Source organism: Acinetobacter sp. L-24 (assembly GCF_056857555.1).
The window spans coordinates 12,276-30,628 of the sequence record NZ_JBSXNI010000047.1 but is presented as its reverse complement, the minus strand read 5'-3'; the positions used below and the strand labels follow the sequence as shown (position 1 = coordinate 30,628).

The 18,353-nt window shown below is 44.0% G+C and carries 13 protein-coding genes and 3 tRNA genes; 13 read left to right on the top strand and 3 right to left on the bottom strand.

Going from position 1 to position 18,353, the window contains the following annotated elements:
* The first annotated feature begins 765 nt into the window (after positions 1-765).
* The 5 genes from AC13CK_RS14575 to AC13CK_RS14555 all read left to right on the top strand — a co-directional run bounded on the left by AC13CK_RS14575 (position 766) and on the right by AC13CK_RS14555 (position 6,778).
* Positions 766-4,245, top strand: coding sequence for an Rne/Rng family ribonuclease (locus tag AC13CK_RS14575; protein WP_425879047.1), 3,480 nt, complete (start codon positions 766-768; stop codon positions 4,243-4,245).
* 173 nt (positions 4,246-4,418) lie between these two features.
* On the top strand, positions 4,419-6,260 hold the full coding sequence (locus AC13CK_RS14570) for a long-chain-acyl-CoA synthetase (RefSeq protein WP_425879045.1): 1,842 nt from the start codon (positions 4,419-4,421) through the stop codon (positions 6,258-6,260).
* A gap of 195 nt (positions 6,261-6,455) precedes the next feature.
* A tRNA-Lys gene (locus AC13CK_RS14565) sits at positions 6,456-6,531 on the top strand.
* 20 nt (positions 6,532-6,551) lie between these two features.
* Positions 6,552-6,627: transfer RNA gene (locus AC13CK_RS14560), tRNA-Lys, on the top strand.
* 75 nt (positions 6,628-6,702) lie between these two features.
* Positions 6,703-6,778 (top strand) — tRNA-Lys (locus tag AC13CK_RS14555).
* A 182-nt stretch (positions 6,779-6,960) separates the two neighbouring features.
* Here the strand turns inward: AC13CK_RS14555 and AC13CK_RS14550 are convergent.
* Positions 6,961-7,650 (bottom strand): hypothetical protein, encoded by a 690-nt coding sequence (locus AC13CK_RS14550; RefSeq protein ID WP_314107582.1) that lies wholly within the window; start codon positions 7,648-7,650, stop codon positions 6,961-6,963.
* A gap of 244 nt (positions 7,651-7,894) precedes the next feature.
* On the opposite strand from AC13CK_RS14550, the gene AC13CK_RS14545 reads away from it, so the two are divergent.
* The 4 genes from AC13CK_RS14545 (at position 7,895) to AC13CK_RS14530 (ending at position 11,277) form a co-directional block, all read left to right on the top strand.
* A complete protein-coding gene (locus AC13CK_RS14545; RefSeq protein WP_004278536.1) occupies positions 7,895-8,170 on the top strand; it encodes a PspC domain-containing protein in 276 nt (91 codons plus the stop codon).
* A 230-nt stretch (positions 8,171-8,400) separates the two neighbouring features.
* The gene (locus AC13CK_RS14540) at positions 8,401-9,186 is read left to right on the top strand and encodes a sulfite exporter TauE/SafE family protein (protein ID WP_219308259.1); all 786 of its coding nucleotides are present in this window, start codon (positions 8,401-8,403) and stop codon (positions 9,184-9,186) included.
* An 82-nt stretch (positions 9,187-9,268) separates the two neighbouring features.
* Positions 9,269-10,681 carry an SLC13 family permease gene (locus AC13CK_RS14535; RefSeq protein ID WP_482831282.1) on the top strand — a complete coding sequence of 471 codons (1,413 nt, stop codon included), beginning with the start codon at positions 9,269-9,271 and terminating at the stop codon, positions 10,679-10,681.
* A 170-nt stretch (positions 10,682-10,851) separates the two neighbouring features.
* Positions 10,852-11,277 carry a hypothetical protein gene (locus AC13CK_RS14530; RefSeq protein WP_482831281.1) on the top strand — a complete coding sequence of 142 codons (426 nt, stop codon included), beginning with the start codon at positions 10,852-10,854 and terminating at the stop codon, positions 11,275-11,277.
* A 37-nt stretch (positions 11,278-11,314) separates the two neighbouring features.
* Here the strand turns inward: AC13CK_RS14530 and AC13CK_RS14525 are convergent, their stop codons facing one another.
* Both AC13CK_RS14525 and AC13CK_RS14520 read right to left on the bottom strand, forming a co-directional pair.
* Positions 11,315-12,424 (bottom strand): HPP family protein, encoded by a 1,110-nt coding sequence (locus tag AC13CK_RS14525; RefSeq protein WP_085064257.1) that lies wholly within the window; start codon positions 12,422-12,424, stop codon positions 11,315-11,317.
* Positions 12,425-12,677: 253 nt separating this feature from the next.
* Positions 12,678-13,475: a transglutaminase-like domain-containing protein gene (locus AC13CK_RS14520; RefSeq protein WP_425879037.1), complete on the bottom strand. Its 798-nt coding sequence runs from the start codon at positions 13,473-13,475 to the stop codon at positions 12,678-12,680.
* Positions 13,476-13,787: 312 nt separating this feature from the next.
* On the opposite strand from AC13CK_RS14520, the gene glyQ reads away from it, so the two are divergent.
* The 4 genes from glyQ to AC13CK_RS14500 all read left to right on the top strand — a co-directional run bounded on the left by glyQ (position 13,788) and on the right by AC13CK_RS14500 (position 18,320).
* Positions 13,788-14,771 (top strand): glycine--tRNA ligase subunit alpha, encoded by a 984-nt coding sequence (gene glyQ / locus AC13CK_RS14515; protein ID WP_005102966.1) that lies wholly within the window; start codon positions 13,788-13,790, stop codon positions 14,769-14,771.
* Entirely contained in the window at positions 14,771-16,840 is a 2,070-nt protein-coding gene (gene glyS, locus AC13CK_RS14510; protein ID WP_425879035.1) for a glycine--tRNA ligase subunit beta, read from the top strand. The genes glyQ and glyS overlap by 1 nt, the downstream gene beginning before the upstream one ends.
* Positions 16,841-16,907: 67 nt before the next feature.
* Entirely contained in the window at positions 16,908-17,858 is a 951-nt protein-coding gene (locus AC13CK_RS14505) for a COG2958 family protein (protein WP_005250534.1), read from the top strand.
* A gap of 72 nt (positions 17,859-17,930) precedes the next feature.
* Positions 17,931-18,320, top strand: coding sequence for a hypothetical protein (locus AC13CK_RS14500; RefSeq protein WP_004278545.1), 390 nt, complete (start codon positions 17,931-17,933; stop codon positions 18,318-18,320).
* Positions 18,321-18,353: the final 33 nt, after the last annotated feature.

Here is an 18,353-nt window from a genome sequence, read left to right as displayed (position 1 = left end):
CAGTTACTATGACCCAAAAAATACTAAAATTGATTAAAAACTGATCACTTAGGTTATGCTTTACACAAGAAACATAAGCTTAGCCCATAGGCAGATGATGCAAGGTTTGATATAGTCAGCGCACGGAAACCATCGTTTGTGAGTAAAAGTTGAATCATTTCAGATTTTTCTGAACTTGATTGTTCAATTAAAGACTCACATGATACGGGAAGGTCCCCAAAGAATTATGCCACGCCGAAGGCTTATTATATCGGCAAACAAAGCAAACTGTTGCGTTTAATTGTACCTCAGGTACATAAATCAGTTTGTCTTAAAAAATATGTCGCCAACTTTGTTGGTTTTTAAACGTAAACTGATACACATCAGATTAGTCGCAACCTGAAGACGACTTCAGGCTACAGCGTTGATGCATTGGATCTGCACAGTTTGTAAAGATACGACGACAATTCCGTATCAAGACACTTTCTATAAAGAAGGGATGATCTTCGAGCAATGTGACAGTGAAAGTTACACACATCCAATGCACCGCTCGTCCGCCAGTGAAGCGTTCAGGTGACTTTAATCCGTTTAAAGATTGAAGCCGTATTGCCATCATCAATACGTGAATCAAAAACCGAAGCCCATCTATATTAAATAGAGCTCGGTCATAAAAGACTCAAACCACAATGAAATTCATTGCAGATTTGAGCCATTGATCCGTGATGTGTGATGTTCGCTACGTGTATAGCGATTTTTTGCTGTGTATCACTATAAGGTGTTACACCCATGAAACGTATGTTGATTAATGCAACACATGCCGAAGAAATTCGCGTTGCACTTGTCACTGGTCAGCGTCTTTACGATTTTGATTTAGAAAATCGTACCCGTGAACAAAAAAAATCCAATATCTACAAAGGTCACGTGACTCGCGTTGAACCTTCTTTAGAAGCTGTATTCGTTGAATACGGTGCAGGTCGCCAAGGCTTCCTGTCAATGCGTGAAATCGCAAATTCATATTACAAAGCCGACCCTCGCCAAACTTCAAATATCCGTGAACTGATCACTGAAGGCACCGAACTTCTGGTTCAGGTGGAAAAAGAAGAGCGTGGCAACAAAGGCGCTGCCCTGTCTACTTTTATCTCACTTGCTGGCCGTTATTTGGTATTAATGCCAAACAACCCGAAAGGTGGTGGTATCAGCCGTCAGATTTCCGGTTCAGTGCGTGAAGAACTGAAAGAAATGCTGGCAACACTGAACGTGCCACGTGGTATGAGCGTGATTGTGCGTACTGCCGGGATTGGCCGTTCACAAGAAGAATTGCAACTCGACTTACAGCACTTGTTAGACCTTTGGGCACAAATCCAGAGCACGGCAAGTTCAGGCCCATCGCCAATGCTGGTACATCAGGAAGCGGGTGTGGTAACACGTGCCATTCGTGACTACCTGCGTGATGATGTTGCTGAAATCCTGATTGACTCAGAACAAGCTTATAACGAAGCTTATAACTTCGTAAAAGCGGTAATGCCACGTCAGTTAGAAAAACTGAAAACTTATACCTTAAATGAACCTTTATTTGCGCATTTCGCGATTGAAAGTCAAATTCAAACTGCTTATGAACGTGAAGTAAAACTTCCTTCGGGCGGTTCGATCGTAATCGATCAAACTGAAGCTTTAGTGTCAATTGACATTAACTCGGCAAAATCGACTCGCGGTAGCGACGTTGAAGACACCGCGTTAAATACCAATATTGAAGCGGCAGAAGAAATCGCGCGTCAATTACGTTTACGTGATATCGGTGGTCTGGTGGTGATCGACTTCATCGACATGACCAAAGACCGCAACCAGCGTATGGTGGAAGCGAAGCTGCGTGAAGCGACGCAAAGTGACCGTGCCCGTATCCAGTTCGGTCAATTGTCACGTTTTGGTTTGATGGAAATGAGCCGTCAACGTCTGCGTCCTTCTCTTGAAGAAGCGACTGGCTACGTTTGCCCACGCTGCCATGGTACCGGCATGGTTCGTGATCTTCGTTCTTTATCACTTTCGATTATGCGTAAAGTGGAAGAGATCGCGCTACGTGAACGTCATGGTGAAGTTCAAGTCGAAGTTCCAGTCGAAATTGCTGCCTTCTTATTGAATGAAAAACGTCACACCTTGGTCTATTTAGAACAGACTTCAAATGTACGTGTGACTGTGTTGCCTCACCCGCATCTGGAAACACCGCATTATGAAATCACTTATAATGCCGAAGGCTTTGCACCAACCAGCTATGAACGTACTGAAGCAACTCGTTCAAGTGAAAAAGAGTTGGGCTATGAGTCATCTGAATGGCATTTAGAAGAAGAACAACATACGCATGCTGCTGCACCAGCGCCTGCTCAACAGCAAAACAACGGCAGAAACAATAAACGCCGTAACCAGCAAAACCAAAATGCACAGCAAGTACCTGTTGCGCAACAAGCTCCAGCCCAAGCACAAGTTGCTGCTCCTGCATCTAGCCCATGCGCATGGTTAGAAAACCTGTTTGTTCAAAAACAGGCAGCGACTGTTGATCAATCGCGTACTGCCAACAATGCAGCTGCAGCAATTGAACAAATGATCAATGGCGGTGCGGTGAGCCGTGGTCAGTTCGGTCAATTGTCTGCACCGGTGGCACAACCTGCTCCACAGCAAGTGTCTCAACCTGCTGCTCCGGCAAGCAGCAATGCTTACCTGGCACCATCGACTGTAGCGCAAAAACAGGAACGTGATGCTGAAAAACCGGCAGAGCGTGATGAAAGAGCACCACGTCATAACAACAAAAAACCACGCAATCCGAAGCACAAAGAACCGCGTGAGCAGGTTCAGTCTGAAGCTTCCGCTCCTCAGCAACATCAGGTGCATGAAGAAGTGGTTCAGGTATCTCGTCAAGAACAACGTCATGAAGCACGTGAAAACAAGCGTAATTCTCGCCGTCAGCATCATAACGAGCCATCTCAGCAAAATGATGTTCAAAACAATGAACAACAGCCACAACAGGCAATGCCACGTCGTGACCGCCGTAACCAGCCACGTCAGGAACGTCCAAATCGCCACCGCGATCCAAGCGTACTGAATGAGCAAGCTCAACAAGTAGCACCTGCAGTCGTTGAAGCGCCAGCAGTCAATGACAAGCAGCTTCGTGTTGAGTTGGTCGATGCACCACGTCAAGACGTGATGCCAACAGCCATGGTCGTGAATATTGACCAGGCGAAAAGCGAAATCGTGGCATTGAATGACAATGCTGCAGTTGTAACGCCAACGGTTGAAGTTACTGCACCGGCAGATGCGCCAGTTGAAGAAGCCGCTGCTGAAAATGTAGTGGAAGCTGCACTGACAGCTCCTGTTGAAGAGGTTGTGCCAGCTGAAGAATCAAGCGCTGAAAAACCACGTGCCAGCAACGATCCGCGTCAGCGTCGTCGTCAGCAGCGTGAAGGACAGCCTCAACAGGCTACAGTTCAGAAGTTGACTCCTTCACAAGTACCAACGTTGGGTCAGTTCACCATTGGTAGCCTGATTCGCCATGTTTATGGTGAAGACTGCTCCGTACTGATTGAACAGTTTGGTTTATTGCCAACCTTCAACCGTGCTCTAGAGAAGTTCACAAAAGAGTACAACGCGAGTCTGGTGGCTGCAGCAACGCCTGCCACAGAGAAAAAACCGGTCACCCGTGATGTTCAAGTGACCGTAGCCAAGGTTGAAGCAGAGCCTGCTCCAGTTCTGGATCTAACTCCACCAAAACCGGTGTCGGACAAACGTGTCGCAAACGATCCACGTGAGCGTCGCCGTCTGGCTAAACAGGCTGCAGAACAGGCCCTGCAACAAGCCAAGCAACAGGCTAAAGTAGAAACAGCTCCGGCAGTTGAAACTGTACCAGAAGCACCTGTAGCAACAGAAGCACAAGCAGAGTCTGCTGAAGCAGCAGCAACTGAAACTCCAGTAGCCACTGAAATCGCTATTGAAGAAACCGTAAATGCTCAGCCAGCTGAACAAGCGACTGAAACGACGGCACCAGTAGATACAGCTCCTACAGAAGCGGCTCCAGTGACTGAAGCTCAACCTAGAGATGCTGCGCCAGTTGAAGCAAATGCTGAATCAGAAGCTCCTGTTACAGAAGCCCAGGATCAGGCCGAAGTAACAACAGAAGACACTGAAGCCAGCGAAGCTGAAAAAGCGGAGAAACAGGCTGCTCGTCCACGTCGTCCACGTGGTCGTCCACCGAAAAAAGCCAATACTGCAACTGAATCATAATTTGCTCAATTGCAGTCATCTAAAAAAACCTAGTCATTTCGGTGACTAGGTTTTTTTTGCTAGATTTAGTCAGAATAGGTTGATTGCACTAGTGTTTTAACGCTAAAAGATGGATAGCTCGTCTACTGTATATAAATTGAACGTATCGGATACGAAAAATAAATAGGATTCTCATGACCCAAATGAAACCACACGATCTGATTGGGATTGCAGATGTCGCTGCCAAAATCCCGGCTTTCTTGACCAAAGTGCCCAATTTGCTCACTGGTCTAAGACAGGCATATTTACGTACTCCGAACACACCGGCCGGGCTGGGTCTGGCTTTTGAAAAAGCCACCAAGCGTAACCCGGAAGGCATTGCCTTGCGTTTTGAAGAGCAAAGCTATAGCTATGCTGCTCTCAATGCCTGGGCCAACCAGATTGCCCATTTCTATCTATCCTTGGGCGCCAAGAAAGGTGATGTTGTTGCTGTCATGGTCGAGAACCGCCCTGAGCTGATTGCCAGCGTGATTGGTCTGGCTAAACTGGGTGTGACCACCGCTCTGGTCAATACCTCTCAAGTCGGCAAGGTGCTGACGCACAGTATCAATCTGGTCAAACCGATTGCCCTGATTGTGGGTGAAGAGTGTCGTCATGCAGTCAACGAGATTTGTAATGACCTGAATATTAGCAGTGACCGCCTGCACTGGTTTGCAAATCAAAACACTCAAGCCGATCCGGGTCAGGCGCCTGAAGGCTTTATCAACCTGGCTGAAAAAACCGATCTTGCTCCCAAATTCAATCCATCAACTACTCATTCGGTACAGGGCAAAGACGGGCTGTTCTATATTTACACCTCGGGCACCACGGGTCTACCTAAAGCGGTGATCTTTACCAATGGTCGCTGGACGCTGGCTTATGGCACCTATGGGCATGTGCTGAATCTCAATAAAGATGATGTGATGTACTGTACCCTCCCGCTTTATCATGCCACAGGCATGGTGGTGTGCTGGTGCGGTGTCATTGCAGGGAGCAGCACCCTGGCTATTCGCCGTAAATTTTCGACCTCTTCTTTCTGGAAGGATGTGCAAAAATTTGATGCCTCTGCGATTGGTTATGTCGGTGAGTTGTGCCGCTATCTGATGGATGCTCCCCCATCTGAACTGGAAAAAGGCCACCGCGTGACCAAGATGATTGGTAACGGGATGCGCCCGAATATCTGGGATAAATTTAAATCCCGTTTTGGCATTCAGGAAGTACTGGAACTGTATGCCTCCAGTGAAGGCAATGTCGGCTTTAGCAATATTTTCAATTTTGACAATACTGTTGGTTTCTCACCCACACCGTATGCGATTATTGCTTTTGATAAAGATAAACATGAGCCGGTACGGGATGCCAAAGGACGCTGCAAGCGGGTGAAAAAAGGCGAAACTGGTTTATTAATTGGTAAAATTACCCGCCGTTCACCCTTTGATGGCTATACCGATCCGGAAAAAAACAAGTCAGTCATCATGCAGGATGTATTTACCCAAGGTGATGCTTACTTCAATACCGGAGATCTGGTGCGCAATATCGGCTTCCGTCATGCGCAGTTTGTCGATCGTCTGGGTGATACTTTCCGCTGGAAAGGGGAAAATGTTTCTACAACTGAAGTGGAAAACATGCTGATCGAGTATGACAAAATCGTTGAAGCAGTGGTGTATGGCGTAGAAATTCCCAATACCAATGGTCGTGCCGGTATGGCCGCGATTACCCTGCAACCTGATCTAGAATTAAATGATGCAGATTTGGCAGCTATGACCGCTTGCTTTAAAAAATGCTTACCGGCTTATGCGGTACCGGTATTTTTACGCTTACAACAGCAGGTCGAAACTACAGGCACCTTTAAATACCAGAAAAATAAATTGAAAGAGCAAGCATTTGATCCGAGTAAAACCGATGAACGCCTGCTGGTCTTATTGCCAGGTGCAACGGCGTATTCCGAGCTCACCGCAGATATTTTTGCCAATATCCAAGCCTATCAATATCGCTTCTAAGTACTGAAGTTGCCTATTTTTTGTTTAGATAAAGCATAATTGTTGTATTTATAATCAAACATGGGCAACTTTGTTATTTTTTGCTTGCGCTGAAATGAGATCTTGCTACAATACGCTCCATCAAACAAAGTGGTGCTTTAAGCTATTTAGCTTGACTTGCACTGCATATTCAAACCTAGTTTGAATAATAGTTCGGGGTCGTTAGCTCAGCTGGTAGAGCAGCGGACTTTTAATCCGTTGGTCCCGCGTTCGAATCGCGGACGACCCACCACTTATTTGATATCCCTTGATGGGTCGTTAGCTCAGCTGGTAGAGCAGCGGACTTTTAATCCGTTGGTCCCGCGTTCGAATCGCGGACGACCCACCATCTTCCGAAAGGATCACGTAAAAGTACACCACACTTTTGCGTCATAAAAATGGTCATCATCATTTTTATTCCTCGGGGTCGTTAGCTCAGCTGGTAGAGCAGCGGACTTTTAATCCGTTGGTCCCGCGTTCGAATCGCGGACGACCCACCATTCTTTCCTTAGAATGTTTCTCTGATTTCCCTTATTATATTTTAATTAAATTGCGATGTTTTGGTCGTGTATTTCTGCATCCAGATTTTATGTTCACGCGTTCCCGCAACTTGCCTTTATTGTCTAATCTAAATAGTATTTGAATTAAGCTTTCGACCAGATCAGCCGATTATTATCGGGCATTATTCTTGAATATGAAAGGATGTGTCTTTGACCAGTTCATAGGCTTTTGAAGGTGCCGGATAGCCACGATCAAATAATTCCCGGTTGGTTTTTTCCTTTTCACTATAGATTTTTTCCAGATTCATGACTAAGTGATTTGAATCTTTAATCTTATAGTAAAAGCTCGCCCCTTCTTTACGATTCACTACTATATCGGTACGCTCAGGATTGATAAACCAGCGGTCTTTACGGTAGGTGATATTGTGAGCGGTGCTGCTTTTGGTATTATCAATAAATACCTTCCCATACTGTAAAATACTGCGATGCACCGTACCGTCCGGCATTAGAGTCAAAATAAATTCTGCCTTACCTTCAGTACAAGGCGCAAAGCGGCCATCACAATCGATTTCAGTATGATAGCGGCCAATAAATGCTTTAGCATCCTCTGGTACAGTTACTGGGTTTAAATCAGCTTCTACCGGAACAGTCGCCTGCCCTGCGACCTGAGTTAAGGATTTGGCGCTGACAGTCACTACATCGGCCTTCGTATTGGCAGTGGAAATTTTAACGCCCTCTTCTGAGGTCGCCTGACTTTCCCCTTCAGGTTTGACTTGCTGCTGATCACAGGCTTGCAAAATCACCACACTCCCCAACATCAGGCTACATTTAAAAAAACTGCTTAATGTACAACGTGATACATCCAATTTCATTTTTAACAAACCTAAATAGGAAACATGGCGAGCAAAAAGAACACAGCAAAGCTGATGAACTTTACACAAGAGTTCAATAGAATTTTCACTATGTTAGTAGCTCTTAGATCTGGTTTTAATCTTTATTAACATTACTTAACGATTTTATTTGTAATCAGCACTTTAAAAAGTTTAAGTAAACTCCATTTCTTTAAGTATGGATCCAGTTTTAGGATTCAAACCTATTTTTAATCAGGAGATTTTAATGGCCAATGTTGGTTTATATCGCTCTAACCGCTCAAACATGATTGCAGGTGTGATGGGTGGTATTGCTGAACGTTTTGGTTGGAACGCAAATTTATTACGTCTGATTTTTGTGGTGATTTCAATCATGAGTGCCGCATTCCCGGGTATTTTGGTTTATCTGGTGTTGTGGTTAATCATGCCGAAAAAACAGTACAGAATTGATCATGACAGCGTTCATCAACCTCAGGGCTATCAAAATCCTGTGCGTACAGTGAATCAGGATAAACGCTATTAAGCTGTACAGTCATTTTTAACAAGCGTTCTTAACCAGTTTCATCGCAGAGCTTCCTCTTTCACCCCGGTTAAATGGGATGAAATTTTGATGCCACGGTAATTTCCCCAAGTTATCGTGGCTTTTTTTGCCTATATTTTTTGTTATTTCTTTGCTGTATTACAGCTTTTCACTTTCTTTCTTAGTTGAATTCACGATAAGTTCAAGATTCCAATTTTTGAAATGGATTTCACATGACTCAGGCAGAATGGATGATGCTGTGGCTCTGTGCCTTAGCAGCCCTGCTGCATGGTTTAAGCGGCTTTGGCTTTCCCATGATGAGTACGGCTGTTCTGTCCAGTGCATATCCGCTTAGTATCGCGGTTACGCTTGTCATTCTGCCCTGCCTGCTGCTGAATCTGATCATGCTGAATGCCGATCCTACGCATAGTCTCTTGAATAGCATTGGCTATTATATAAAACGCTATTGGCCACTAATGCTTAGTAGCCTGATCGGCAGTGTACTCGGGGTCAAACTGTTACTTTGGCTAAATGAGGCTTATTTAAAACTGTTATTAGGTCTAGTAATCATATTTTATGTCTTGGACCAATTACGGGCACGGCCTTTGCAAGTTAGTCCGCATATTTCCAGTATGCTCTGTTTTGGTTTACTGGCCGGCATTATTGGAGGTGCGACCAATGCTATGGCACCTTTTTTAATGATGTATCTGATGAGTTGCCAGCTGTCTAAAACAGCTATTGTCATTATCAGTAATCTCAATTTCATTGCCGGTAAACTGATCCAGCTGGTTTTACTTTTTCCAATTCTGATCACACTGGAAACCCATCAACAGCATATTCTGATCGGGATCAGCTTATTCGCCCTTGCTGGTGTCTGGATTGGAGGCAAAATACGCCATCGTTTATCTCAGCAACACTTCAAATGGATTGTCTTGGCTTTACTTTTCGGCTTGGGCCTGTATGCCTTCTGGCAAAGTACTGGATTATTGCAACAATCTGGTTATAGTATCTTTAAATAGGATATTTTTTAAGCAAAACAAAATTACAAATTTAAAGCTAATATAAAAAATGATGTAAATAAAAATCTTGCAAGGAGAGCATATGACTCAGACCAACCTAGCTACCCCGACCAATGCCATGCCCAAAGGGCTGCTTAAAGGCTGGATTCTTATTTTTGTCGCAGCCATTGTAGCCTATGGCTTATATCTTTACCTGCCCTATGACCAGAATGCCAATAAAGGACTGGCACTTTTAGCCTTTATCGGTATTTTATGGCTGACTGAAGCCATTCATATCACGATTACAGCTTTACTCGTCCCTGTGATGGCAGTATTACTGGCCATGCCAATGGCCTCTGGTGAAGAACTGGTTCCGATTACCACGCAAGCCGCTTTGGCCACTTTTGCCGATCCTGTCATTTTCCTGTTTTTTGGTGGTTTTGCGCTGGCAACGGCGTTGCATATCCAGAAACTGGACCGGAAAATTGCCATGTGGATCATCTCCATGTCCAGAGGGCATCTGGGCATTTCTGTACTGGCGATTTTTGTGGTGACGGCGCTGCTGTCCATGTGGATTTCCAATACGGCGACTGCTGCCATGATGCTGCCTTTGGCCTTAGGCTTGCTTTCACATCTGGATGTCAGCAAGGATCGTAAAACTTTTGTCTTTATCCTGCTCGGCATTGCCTATTCAGCCAGTATTGGCGGACTGGGCACCATGGTCGGTTCACCTCCGAATGCCATTGCCGCCAAGGCACTTGGCTATGATTTTGCCGACTGGATGAAAATCGGCTTGCCGATGATGTTCATTATTCTTCCCGCCATGCTGGTCAGTTTATATCTGGTACTACGTCCAAAACTAAATCATAAAGTACAATTTGTGACCGAAGACATTCCCTGGACCGGCACCCGTATAGCCACCATGATCCTCTTTCTCTGTACTGCAATTGCCTGGATTTTCAGTAAAAAATTCACCGAAATTTTTGGTATTTCCCAGCCGGATACCTGGATTGCAATTTTGGCTGCCTGTATGGTGGTGATTCTGGGTACCGCAAGCTGGAAACAGATTGCAGAAAATACCGACTGGGGGGTGTTGTACCTATTTGGTGGTGGTCTGAGCTTGAGTGCCATTCTGAAGGATTCAGGCAGTTCGCTGGTACTGGGTCAAACTCTGGCCAATGCCTTTGGTGATGCCTCCCCGCTGATGATTATTTTCGTAGTCGCTACTTTTATTATCTTCCTGACTGAATTTACCAGTAATACCGCTTCAGCTGCCTTGCTGGTACCAGTATTTGCCGCGATTGCGGATCAGATGGGCATGCCCAAAGAAATTCTGGTGATTGTCATTGGTATTGGTGCCTCATGTGCCTTTATGCTGCCGGTTGCTACCCCGCCAAATGCGATTGTTTTTGGAACCGGTCATATCCAGCAAAGCGAAATGATGAAAGTCGGTTTTGTACTGAATATCATGTGTATCTTTATTATTTCACTGTTTATTTACTGGTTCTTTATTTAATCATTAAAGTTTTAAGCATCACACCATCCACAAAGCACACTCCGGTGTGCTTTGTCGTATTAATCGCCTATATGTTGAATCTTTCTCTCATCGAAAAATGATATGCATTTAACAATGATAAAGTCCCTATATTAAAAACATCAAAAAGTGGCAAACACATAGTAGACAGGATGTTTCACTTAATCTCTCAACCGATCCAGAATTCTCCCTGGAAAATGACGCTTAACCTCGCGCTTACCCCTTTGATCATCGCTGTAATTTTATTCCCTTATGCGCTATTTCATGAAGCCAGCTCTGGGATTTTCTCCATTTTCAAGAGCCTGTTTTCAGCGCTTTTTATTAGCTTTTTTGTCTGCCTGACTTACTGGATGATGATCTTCCCTTTCCGATCAGTGACTCACCTGCTGCTACGCCATTATCAACTGTTTAATATCATCACGATTTTAATGAGCTGCGTACTGGGAACCCTGATTCTGGCTTATATTTCGCATCCTCCAAGTGAAGATTTTAGTTCCCATTTTTTGTTTTTACTGAATTTCTCTCTACCAATGGCACTATTTTACAGTTTTCTCAGCTGGCAAGCTGACCAGAGTTGATCACGTCCTGCCTTTTAACTTCTGTTTTAATCCGGTTTTAAGCTTTCATTTTAAAATGATTCAGCTCCTGATTGAGAGCGGCAATCATGTCTGCCCGACTGATAATTCCCACCAATTGCTGCTCGCTCACCACCGGAATATAGTTAAAAGAACGCTCGACAAAGTACGGCACCAGATCCTGAATGGGTTGTAAGGGCTGCACCGTAATTACCTTACGGGTCATGATATGTTTGACCTGATGTTCCCAGCTACTGCGCACATCGGCAGCGCGCTTGAACCATTCCACCACCTGATACATTGCCAGTGTACCGACCAGTTGTTCATCGGCATTAACGACGGGCAGGCTCATCAGGTTCATCTGTTTAAACTTGTCCAGTGCGTGCTGGATATCATCATTTTCATGCAGGGTTGCCACATCCTTCGTCATAATATCCTGGCAGCTAAATTCATGCACCGCACGCGCATTGGCGCGGTTTTGTGCCTCCAGAATGATTTTTTGCAGGTCATATTCACTGATATCCAGCAGCTCGGTGCGCTGATCCAGCACTTCCTGAATATCCTGCGGTTGAATGGTGACTTTCTGGGTCGGCGTCGGATCTTTGGAACGAGTATTTAGTTGAGCTTGCTGCGGATAATCCTTGCCAATCATCCGGTTAAAGACAATGGCAATTACCATCAGTAAAATTGAATTGAGTAGTACCGGATAAAATACAAAGGCATAACCGAGTTCATGCACCGGCTGGCCACCCAGCACTGCGGTAATCGCTACGGCGCCACTCGGTGGATGCAGGGAATCCGTGGTCATCATCAGGACGATCGCCAAGGCCACAGCTACACTAAAGGCTTCGGTCGGACTGGCAATTAACAAGGCACAGCTCACGCCAATCACGGCAGCAATGGTATTCCCGACCAGAATATTCCAGGGCTGTGCCAAAGGACTGGCAGGCACCGCAAACAGCAATACCGAGGATGCGCCCATCGGGGCAATATACCAGGCTTCAAAATCCCCCAAAATCCATAAGCTCAACAAGGACGAAACTACCAAACCCAATAGTGCTCCAGCTCCGCAGAGCAAACGGTCTTTGAGTGGAAGGACTTTGAAATTCGGTTTTAAGGTATTGAGCCAGTCGAGATGGGAGTGAAACACAATGCGCCTGATCTTATTGTTTATAGATTTTGGGCATTATAGAACCAAGCCAGATGAAAGGCATCTGTGTTTTACATCTTTTCATCATTCGCGAACGCAGGCTTTTTAAAACAATATTTCGCTTAGCTTAAAATACTCAACCAGATTTTTTTATAAGGGCTGCGCTATCTCCGCCCACCTCTGGAATGGAAAAAATCCTTTTAAGCCATTTCACTTAGATATCTCTTAGATCACTTTTATTACGGCCTATCATTCATTCAGGTTGAATCAATGGCTGGATTTTTAACAGCTCGACCTCACCATAATAGGTTGAAAATGCCACATCTCCGGCATCGATTCCAGTGCCGATCCGAATGAGATTTTCGACTGGAGCCAAACGGGTCGGATCAAACTGCACCCAGCCACCGTCTAAATAGGCTTCAAAAATGGCATGAAAATCGGGTAAAAACTTTTCAATTTCCACATAACCGACCACCATGCGTGCCGGAATTCCCAAGGCACGGCATAGGGCAATGCCTAAATGGGCAAAGTCACGACATACGCCTGCACGATGCACCAGTACATCTGTGGCAGTGGTAAATTGGTCGGAACTACCAGACACATAAAAAATATTGTTATAAATCCACTGTTCAATCGCCTTGACCCGCGTATAGCCCGGTGTCATCCAGCCAAATGAGCGTTTCGCCATTTCCAGTAATAAATCTGAATTGCAATAACGGCTGGCCAGCAAATAAGGCAAGACTTCATCGGGCAGCTCAGGAATGGCTACTTCTTTCAGACCTTGCTGAAGCTCAAGAGAGAGACTCGGTTGACGAACCACTGTCGCCGTATAATTCAGCTCAAAAGCGTCACAGGGTTCAACCTGTAGCCGAACATGACGGTTTTGATGCTGAGCATCCTGAAATTCATGCCATGCTACGGGCAGATTAAAGCTGAGTTTTTCTTCGAGAATATTCTGATCGGAATGATGTGCCGCCTGAAGCATAAAAATAAATTCTGTCGGTTGCACGACCTTGTATTTTAAATGGCATTGAATTTGGTAAGTGGTCATGAAGTTCCTTATTTTTAAGCATTATTATATTGCGTGAATATTAAACTAATTTTAGAGTCGCAATCGTATGAGATCCGTTGAACTTTATGATTCTCCGCTTAACAGCATGCCATACATCTGATTTATTCCTGATTTTCAGATCAGCCTGTATCGGCCAGTACAGCTAAAATCGCAGTAAGCTTCTAAATGCCGCGTATCCTTTAAGCCTGTTTTATTTTTTTCAAAAAAGTATCCGTACATTAACCCTTTGCCACTCCCCTGCAAAGTCCTTATAATTGAGCACAATTTTTCTCTAATTTTAAGTGGATGACCATGAGTCGCGCCATATCGCATATTGATACCTTCCAAGGCTTAATTCTTGCCTTACAAACTTACTGGGCGGAGCAAGGCTGCGTCATTTTGCAACCTTATGATATGGAAATGGGTGCAGGGACATTCCACACTGCGACTTTCCTTCGTGCGCTGGGTCCTGAAACCTGGAATGCCGCTTATGTTCAACCGTCACGTCGTCCGAAAGATGGTCGTTATGGTGAAAACCCGAACCGTTTGCAACATTATTATCAATTCCAGGTGGTGCTTAAGCCAAACCCGGACAATATCCAGCAGCTTTATCTCGATTCATTAAAAGCGATCGGTATTGATCCTTTAGTTCACGATATTCGTTTCGTAGAAGACAACTGGGAATCTCCAACACTGGGTGCTTGGGGCTTAGGTTGGGAAGTTTGGTTAAACGGTATGGAAGTAACGCAGTTCACGTACTTCCAGCAAGTCGGTGGTGTTGAGTGCTACCCTGTGACTGGCGAAATCACTTACGGTCTTGAACGTCTTGCAATGTACTTGCAAGGTGTAGACTCTGTTTATGATTTGGTTTGGACCAAAGGTCAGTTCGGTACGGTAACGTATGGTGATGTGTTCCATCAAAATGAAGTGGAACAATCGACCTATAACTTCGAATATGCCAACGTTGAAAAAATGTTTGAATTGTTCGATTTCTACGAAGCTGAGGCAACGCGCTTAATTGAAGCGAAACTTCCACTGCCTGCATATGAGCAAGTCGTGAAAGCATCACACAGCTTCAACTTATTGGATGCGCGTGGCGCGATTTCTGTGACTGAACGTCAACGTTATATTTTACGTGTACGTACCTTAGCCCGTTCAATTGCACAAAGCTATGTGGCTGCACGTGCGGAACTTGGTTTCCCAATGGCTGAACCTGCATTACGTGATGAAGTGTTGGCACAGTTAAAAGCACAAGTTGAAGCAGAAGCGAAAGAAGCAAACAAGGAGAGCAAATAATGTCTAAACATACCGTTTTGTTCGAATTGGGTTGTGAAGAACTTCCACCAAAAAGCCTGAAAAAATTACGTGATGCCTTACATGCAGAAACCGTAAAAGGCTTAAAAGATGCTGGTCTTGCTTTTGATTCAATCGAAGCCTATGCAGCACCACGTCGTCTTGCACTTAAAATTGTCAATGTTGATGCTGCACAAGCAGACACACAAAAACGTTTTGACGGCCCTGCCAAACAGGCAGCCTTTGATGCTGAAGGCAACCCGACGAAAGCACTTGAAGGCTTTATGCGTGGTCAAGGCATCACGGTTGATCAAGTATCAACTTTCCAAGCAGGTAAAGTTGAAAAAGTATGCTATTTAAAAGATGTCAAAGGTCAAAGCCTTGACGTTTTATTGCCACAAATTTTACAAAATGCATTGGATAATCTTCCAATCGCAAAACGTATGCGTTCTGCGGCAAGCCGTACTGAATTCGTACGTCCTGTGAAATGGGTTGTGTTGTTGAAAGACAACGATGTGGTTGATGCAACAATTCAAGACCACAAAGCAGGTAACGTGACTTATGGCCACCGTTTCCATGCACCTGAAGCAATCACTTTAGCGCATGCAGACGAATACTTAGCGAAGTTAAAAGCGGCTTACGTTGTAGCGTCTTTTGAAAAGCGTCAAGCCATCATCGATCAACAAGTCAAAGCACTTGCTGATGAAGTGAATGCCATTGCAATTGTCCCTGCGGATCTTCGTGACGAAGTGACTGCACTCGTTGAATGGCCTGTTGCGCTTCGTGCAAGCTTCGAAGAACGCTTCCTTGCTGTTCCTCAAGAAGCATTGATCACCACGATGCAGGACAACCAGAAGTACTTCTGCTTAGTGAACGCTGACAATAAACTTCAACCTTACTTCATTACTGTGTCAAACATCGAGTCGAAAGACCCGACACAAATTATTGAAGGTAACGAGAAAGTGGTTCGTCCACGTTTGTCAGATGCTGAATTCTTCTTCTTACAAGATCAAAAGCAACCGCTTGCATCTCGTAAAGAGAAACTTGCAAACATGGTATTCCAAGCTGAATTGGGTACGCTTTGGAACAAGTCTGAACGTATTGCGAAATTGGCTGTAGCACTTGCGCCTATTACAGGTGCAAAAGCGGAAGATGCTGAAAAAGCGGCGCTTCTTGCAAAATGTGACTTAACTTCTGAGCTTGTGGGTGAATTCCCTGAACTTCAAGGTATTGCAGGTACTTACTACGCACGTCTTGAAGGTGAAAATGCGGAAGTGGCTGAGTCTTTAGGTGAGCAATACTTACCTAAATTCGCAGGTGACGTTTTACCGAAAACCAAAACTGGTACAACCATTGCTCTTGCGGATCGTTTAGATACGCTCACAGGTATTTTCGGTATTGGTCAAGCGCCTACAGGTTCTAAAGACCCATTTGCACTACGTCGTTCTGCAATTGGTATTTTGCGTCTTGTGACTGAAAACGAGCTTGATGTTTCAATTGAAGATTTGATCAAACTTGCACTTGCTGCTTATGGCGATGTATTGAAAGATCACGACAAGACTTTGGCGGATGCTGTTGCATTCCTTGAAGGTCGTTACCGTGCGAAATACGAAGACCAAGGCGTGGCTGTTGATGTGATTCAAGCTGTTCAGGCGTTATCGCCAAAATCACCGCTTGATTTTGACAAGCGTGTAAATGCGGTTAATCACTTCCGTGCATTACCTGAAGCGGCTGCTCTTGCTGCTGCGAACAAGCGTGTTGCCAACATTCTGGCAAAAGAAACTGCTCCTGAAGGTGCTGTAGTTGAAGTAAACTTGGTTGAAGATGCTGAAAAAGCATTGTTCGCTGAACTTGCTAAAATTGCGCCTCAAGTTGAGCCGTTATTTGCTGCTAAAGACTATACTGCTGCGTTGTCTGCACTTGCTGCACTTCGTGCGCCAGTGGATGCGTTCTTTGACGGCGTCATGGTGATGGCTGATGATGCTGACCTGAAAGCAAACCGTTTACGTATGCTTGCGCAGCTTCGAGGCTTGTTTACGAAAGTGGCTGATATTTCGGTATTACAGCACTAAGTCAGACATTTGAAATAAAATTAAAACCCTGCTAGAAATAGTGGGGTTTTTTATTTTTCTCAATAATATGAAATTATCACAAGCACAAAAAGCATTAGAATTTTTAAAATCTAATCCTAACCAAAAATTTACAGCTAGATTTATTGCTGATAAATTAATTGCTACATATCCTCAAGACTATATTGAGAAAAGAAATAATATTAAATTTGAAAACAATGAAAGTGCTTTTAAACAACAAGTTATTCGAGAGTTATATAGTATTTTCCCAGACTTAATTCAAAATAATCCTTGTGTAAAATATCAAGAAAAACCAAGTCCACGCCAATATTGGTATGAACCAACTTCAAATCTTTCACCAGTAAAAGGAATTGACTTCCATAATTCATTAATTATTGATGCAGAAGACAATAATCCCCCATCGATTCAAGAAAAAATATTTTCAGAATATGACTTATATCCTGTATTGATAGAATACCTATCCCAAGAACTCAATTTGCTTACATTAAGAATTGATGAAAAAAGATCATCAAATACTAGAGGACAAAATGGTAATCAATGGCTACATCCAGATATTGTGGCAATGCAAGCATTAGATAATAAATGGAATGATCTAGTTAAAACTTGTGTAAAGCATAGTTCTGGACAAAATGTTCGACTTTGGTCATTCGAGGTAAAAAAAGAACTAAATAACTCAAATATTAGAAGTAGTTTTTTCCAAGCAGTAAGTAATTCTAGTTGGGCAAATGAAGGATATTTAGTTGCGACCTCAATTTCTACCAATGAAGTTGAAGAAGAACTTCGTATGCTCTCAGCCCTCCATGGTATTGGTGTAATAATTTTAATTCCTGAAAATCCTACTGAAAGCGAAATTTTGCTTCCTGCTCGCCGGAGACCAGAAGTGGATTGGCAATCAATAAATCGAATTTTAAATGAAAATTCCGACTTTAAAAATTTTATTGAATTAGTCTCAATTTATTATCAAACTGGTCGTATTCGTACGCAGGATTGGAATCGTTAATCATTGAGCTATAGTCATTTTCTAACCGATTCCCTATACTCAACCTAACAACACTCAACAAGAAAGAATCATATGAAATTTAAAACACTCATTCTGACTGGTCTTGCGAGTATCGCAGTTACAGCTTGTACATCTGCACCAAAAATCCCACAGCTTCAGGTTGGCGTCTTACAGGAAGTCCAAAACCTCGAAGTTGTTCCAGCTACCACCAACAACAAGGCAAAACTGACCAAATTTCTCGACAAATGCGTGATTGAATTCACCGGCGATATTGGCAATAACCGTGTCATTGAACAATGGTCATTTAAAGGCATGACTCTAATCGATGCCGGCTCAGCGACTTTCCAGCGCGACGGTACTAGCACTGCACAAAAATTTGACCTGCACGATGCAGGCGTACAAAAGAACTTTGTCAGCTTACGCGAACATTTCGCCAAAGATGCCCTGACACAATGTGACTAAAAAAATCGCCTTGTTTCTAGTCTAAGAACAGGG

Coding starts and splice junctions, on each gene's coding strand:
- AC13CK_RS14535 (WP_482831282.1), top strand. CDS start 9,269: ATGACTCAGACCAACCTAGCTACCCCGACCAATGCCATGCCCAAAGGG.
- glyQ (WP_005102966.1), top strand. CDS start 13,788: ATGAGTCGCGCCATATCGCATATTGATACCTTCCAAGGCTTAATTCTT.
- AC13CK_RS14540 (WP_219308259.1), top strand. CDS start 8,401: ATGACTCAGGCAGAATGGATGATGCTGTGGCTCTGTGCCTTAGCAGCC.
- AC13CK_RS14570 (WP_425879045.1), top strand. CDS start 4,419: ATGACCCAAATGAAACCACACGATCTGATTGGGATTGCAGATGTCGCT.
- glyS (WP_425879035.1), top strand. CDS start 14,771: ATGTCTAAACATACCGTTTTGTTCGAATTGGGTTGTGAAGAACTTCCA.
- AC13CK_RS14575 (WP_425879047.1), top strand. CDS start 766: ATGAAACGTATGTTGATTAATGCAACACATGCCGAAGAAATTCGCGTT.
- AC13CK_RS14530 (WP_482831281.1), top strand. CDS start 10,852: ATGTTTCACTTAATCTCTCAACCGATCCAGAATTCTCCCTGGAAAATG.
- AC13CK_RS14505 (WP_005250534.1), top strand. CDS start 16,908: ATGAAATTATCACAAGCACAAAAAGCATTAGAATTTTTAAAATCTAAT.
- AC13CK_RS14550 (WP_314107582.1), bottom strand. CDS start 7,650: ATGAAATTGGATGTATCACGTTGTACATTAAGCAGTTTTTTTAAATGT.
- AC13CK_RS14520 (WP_425879037.1), bottom strand. CDS start 13,475: ATGACCACTTACCAAATTCAATGCCATTTAAAATACAAGGTCGTGCAA.
- AC13CK_RS14500 (WP_004278545.1), top strand. CDS start 17,931: ATGAAATTTAAAACACTCATTCTGACTGGTCTTGCGAGTATCGCAGTT.
- AC13CK_RS14545 (WP_004278536.1), top strand. CDS start 7,895: ATGGCCAATGTTGGTTTATATCGCTCTAACCGCTCAAACATGATTGCA.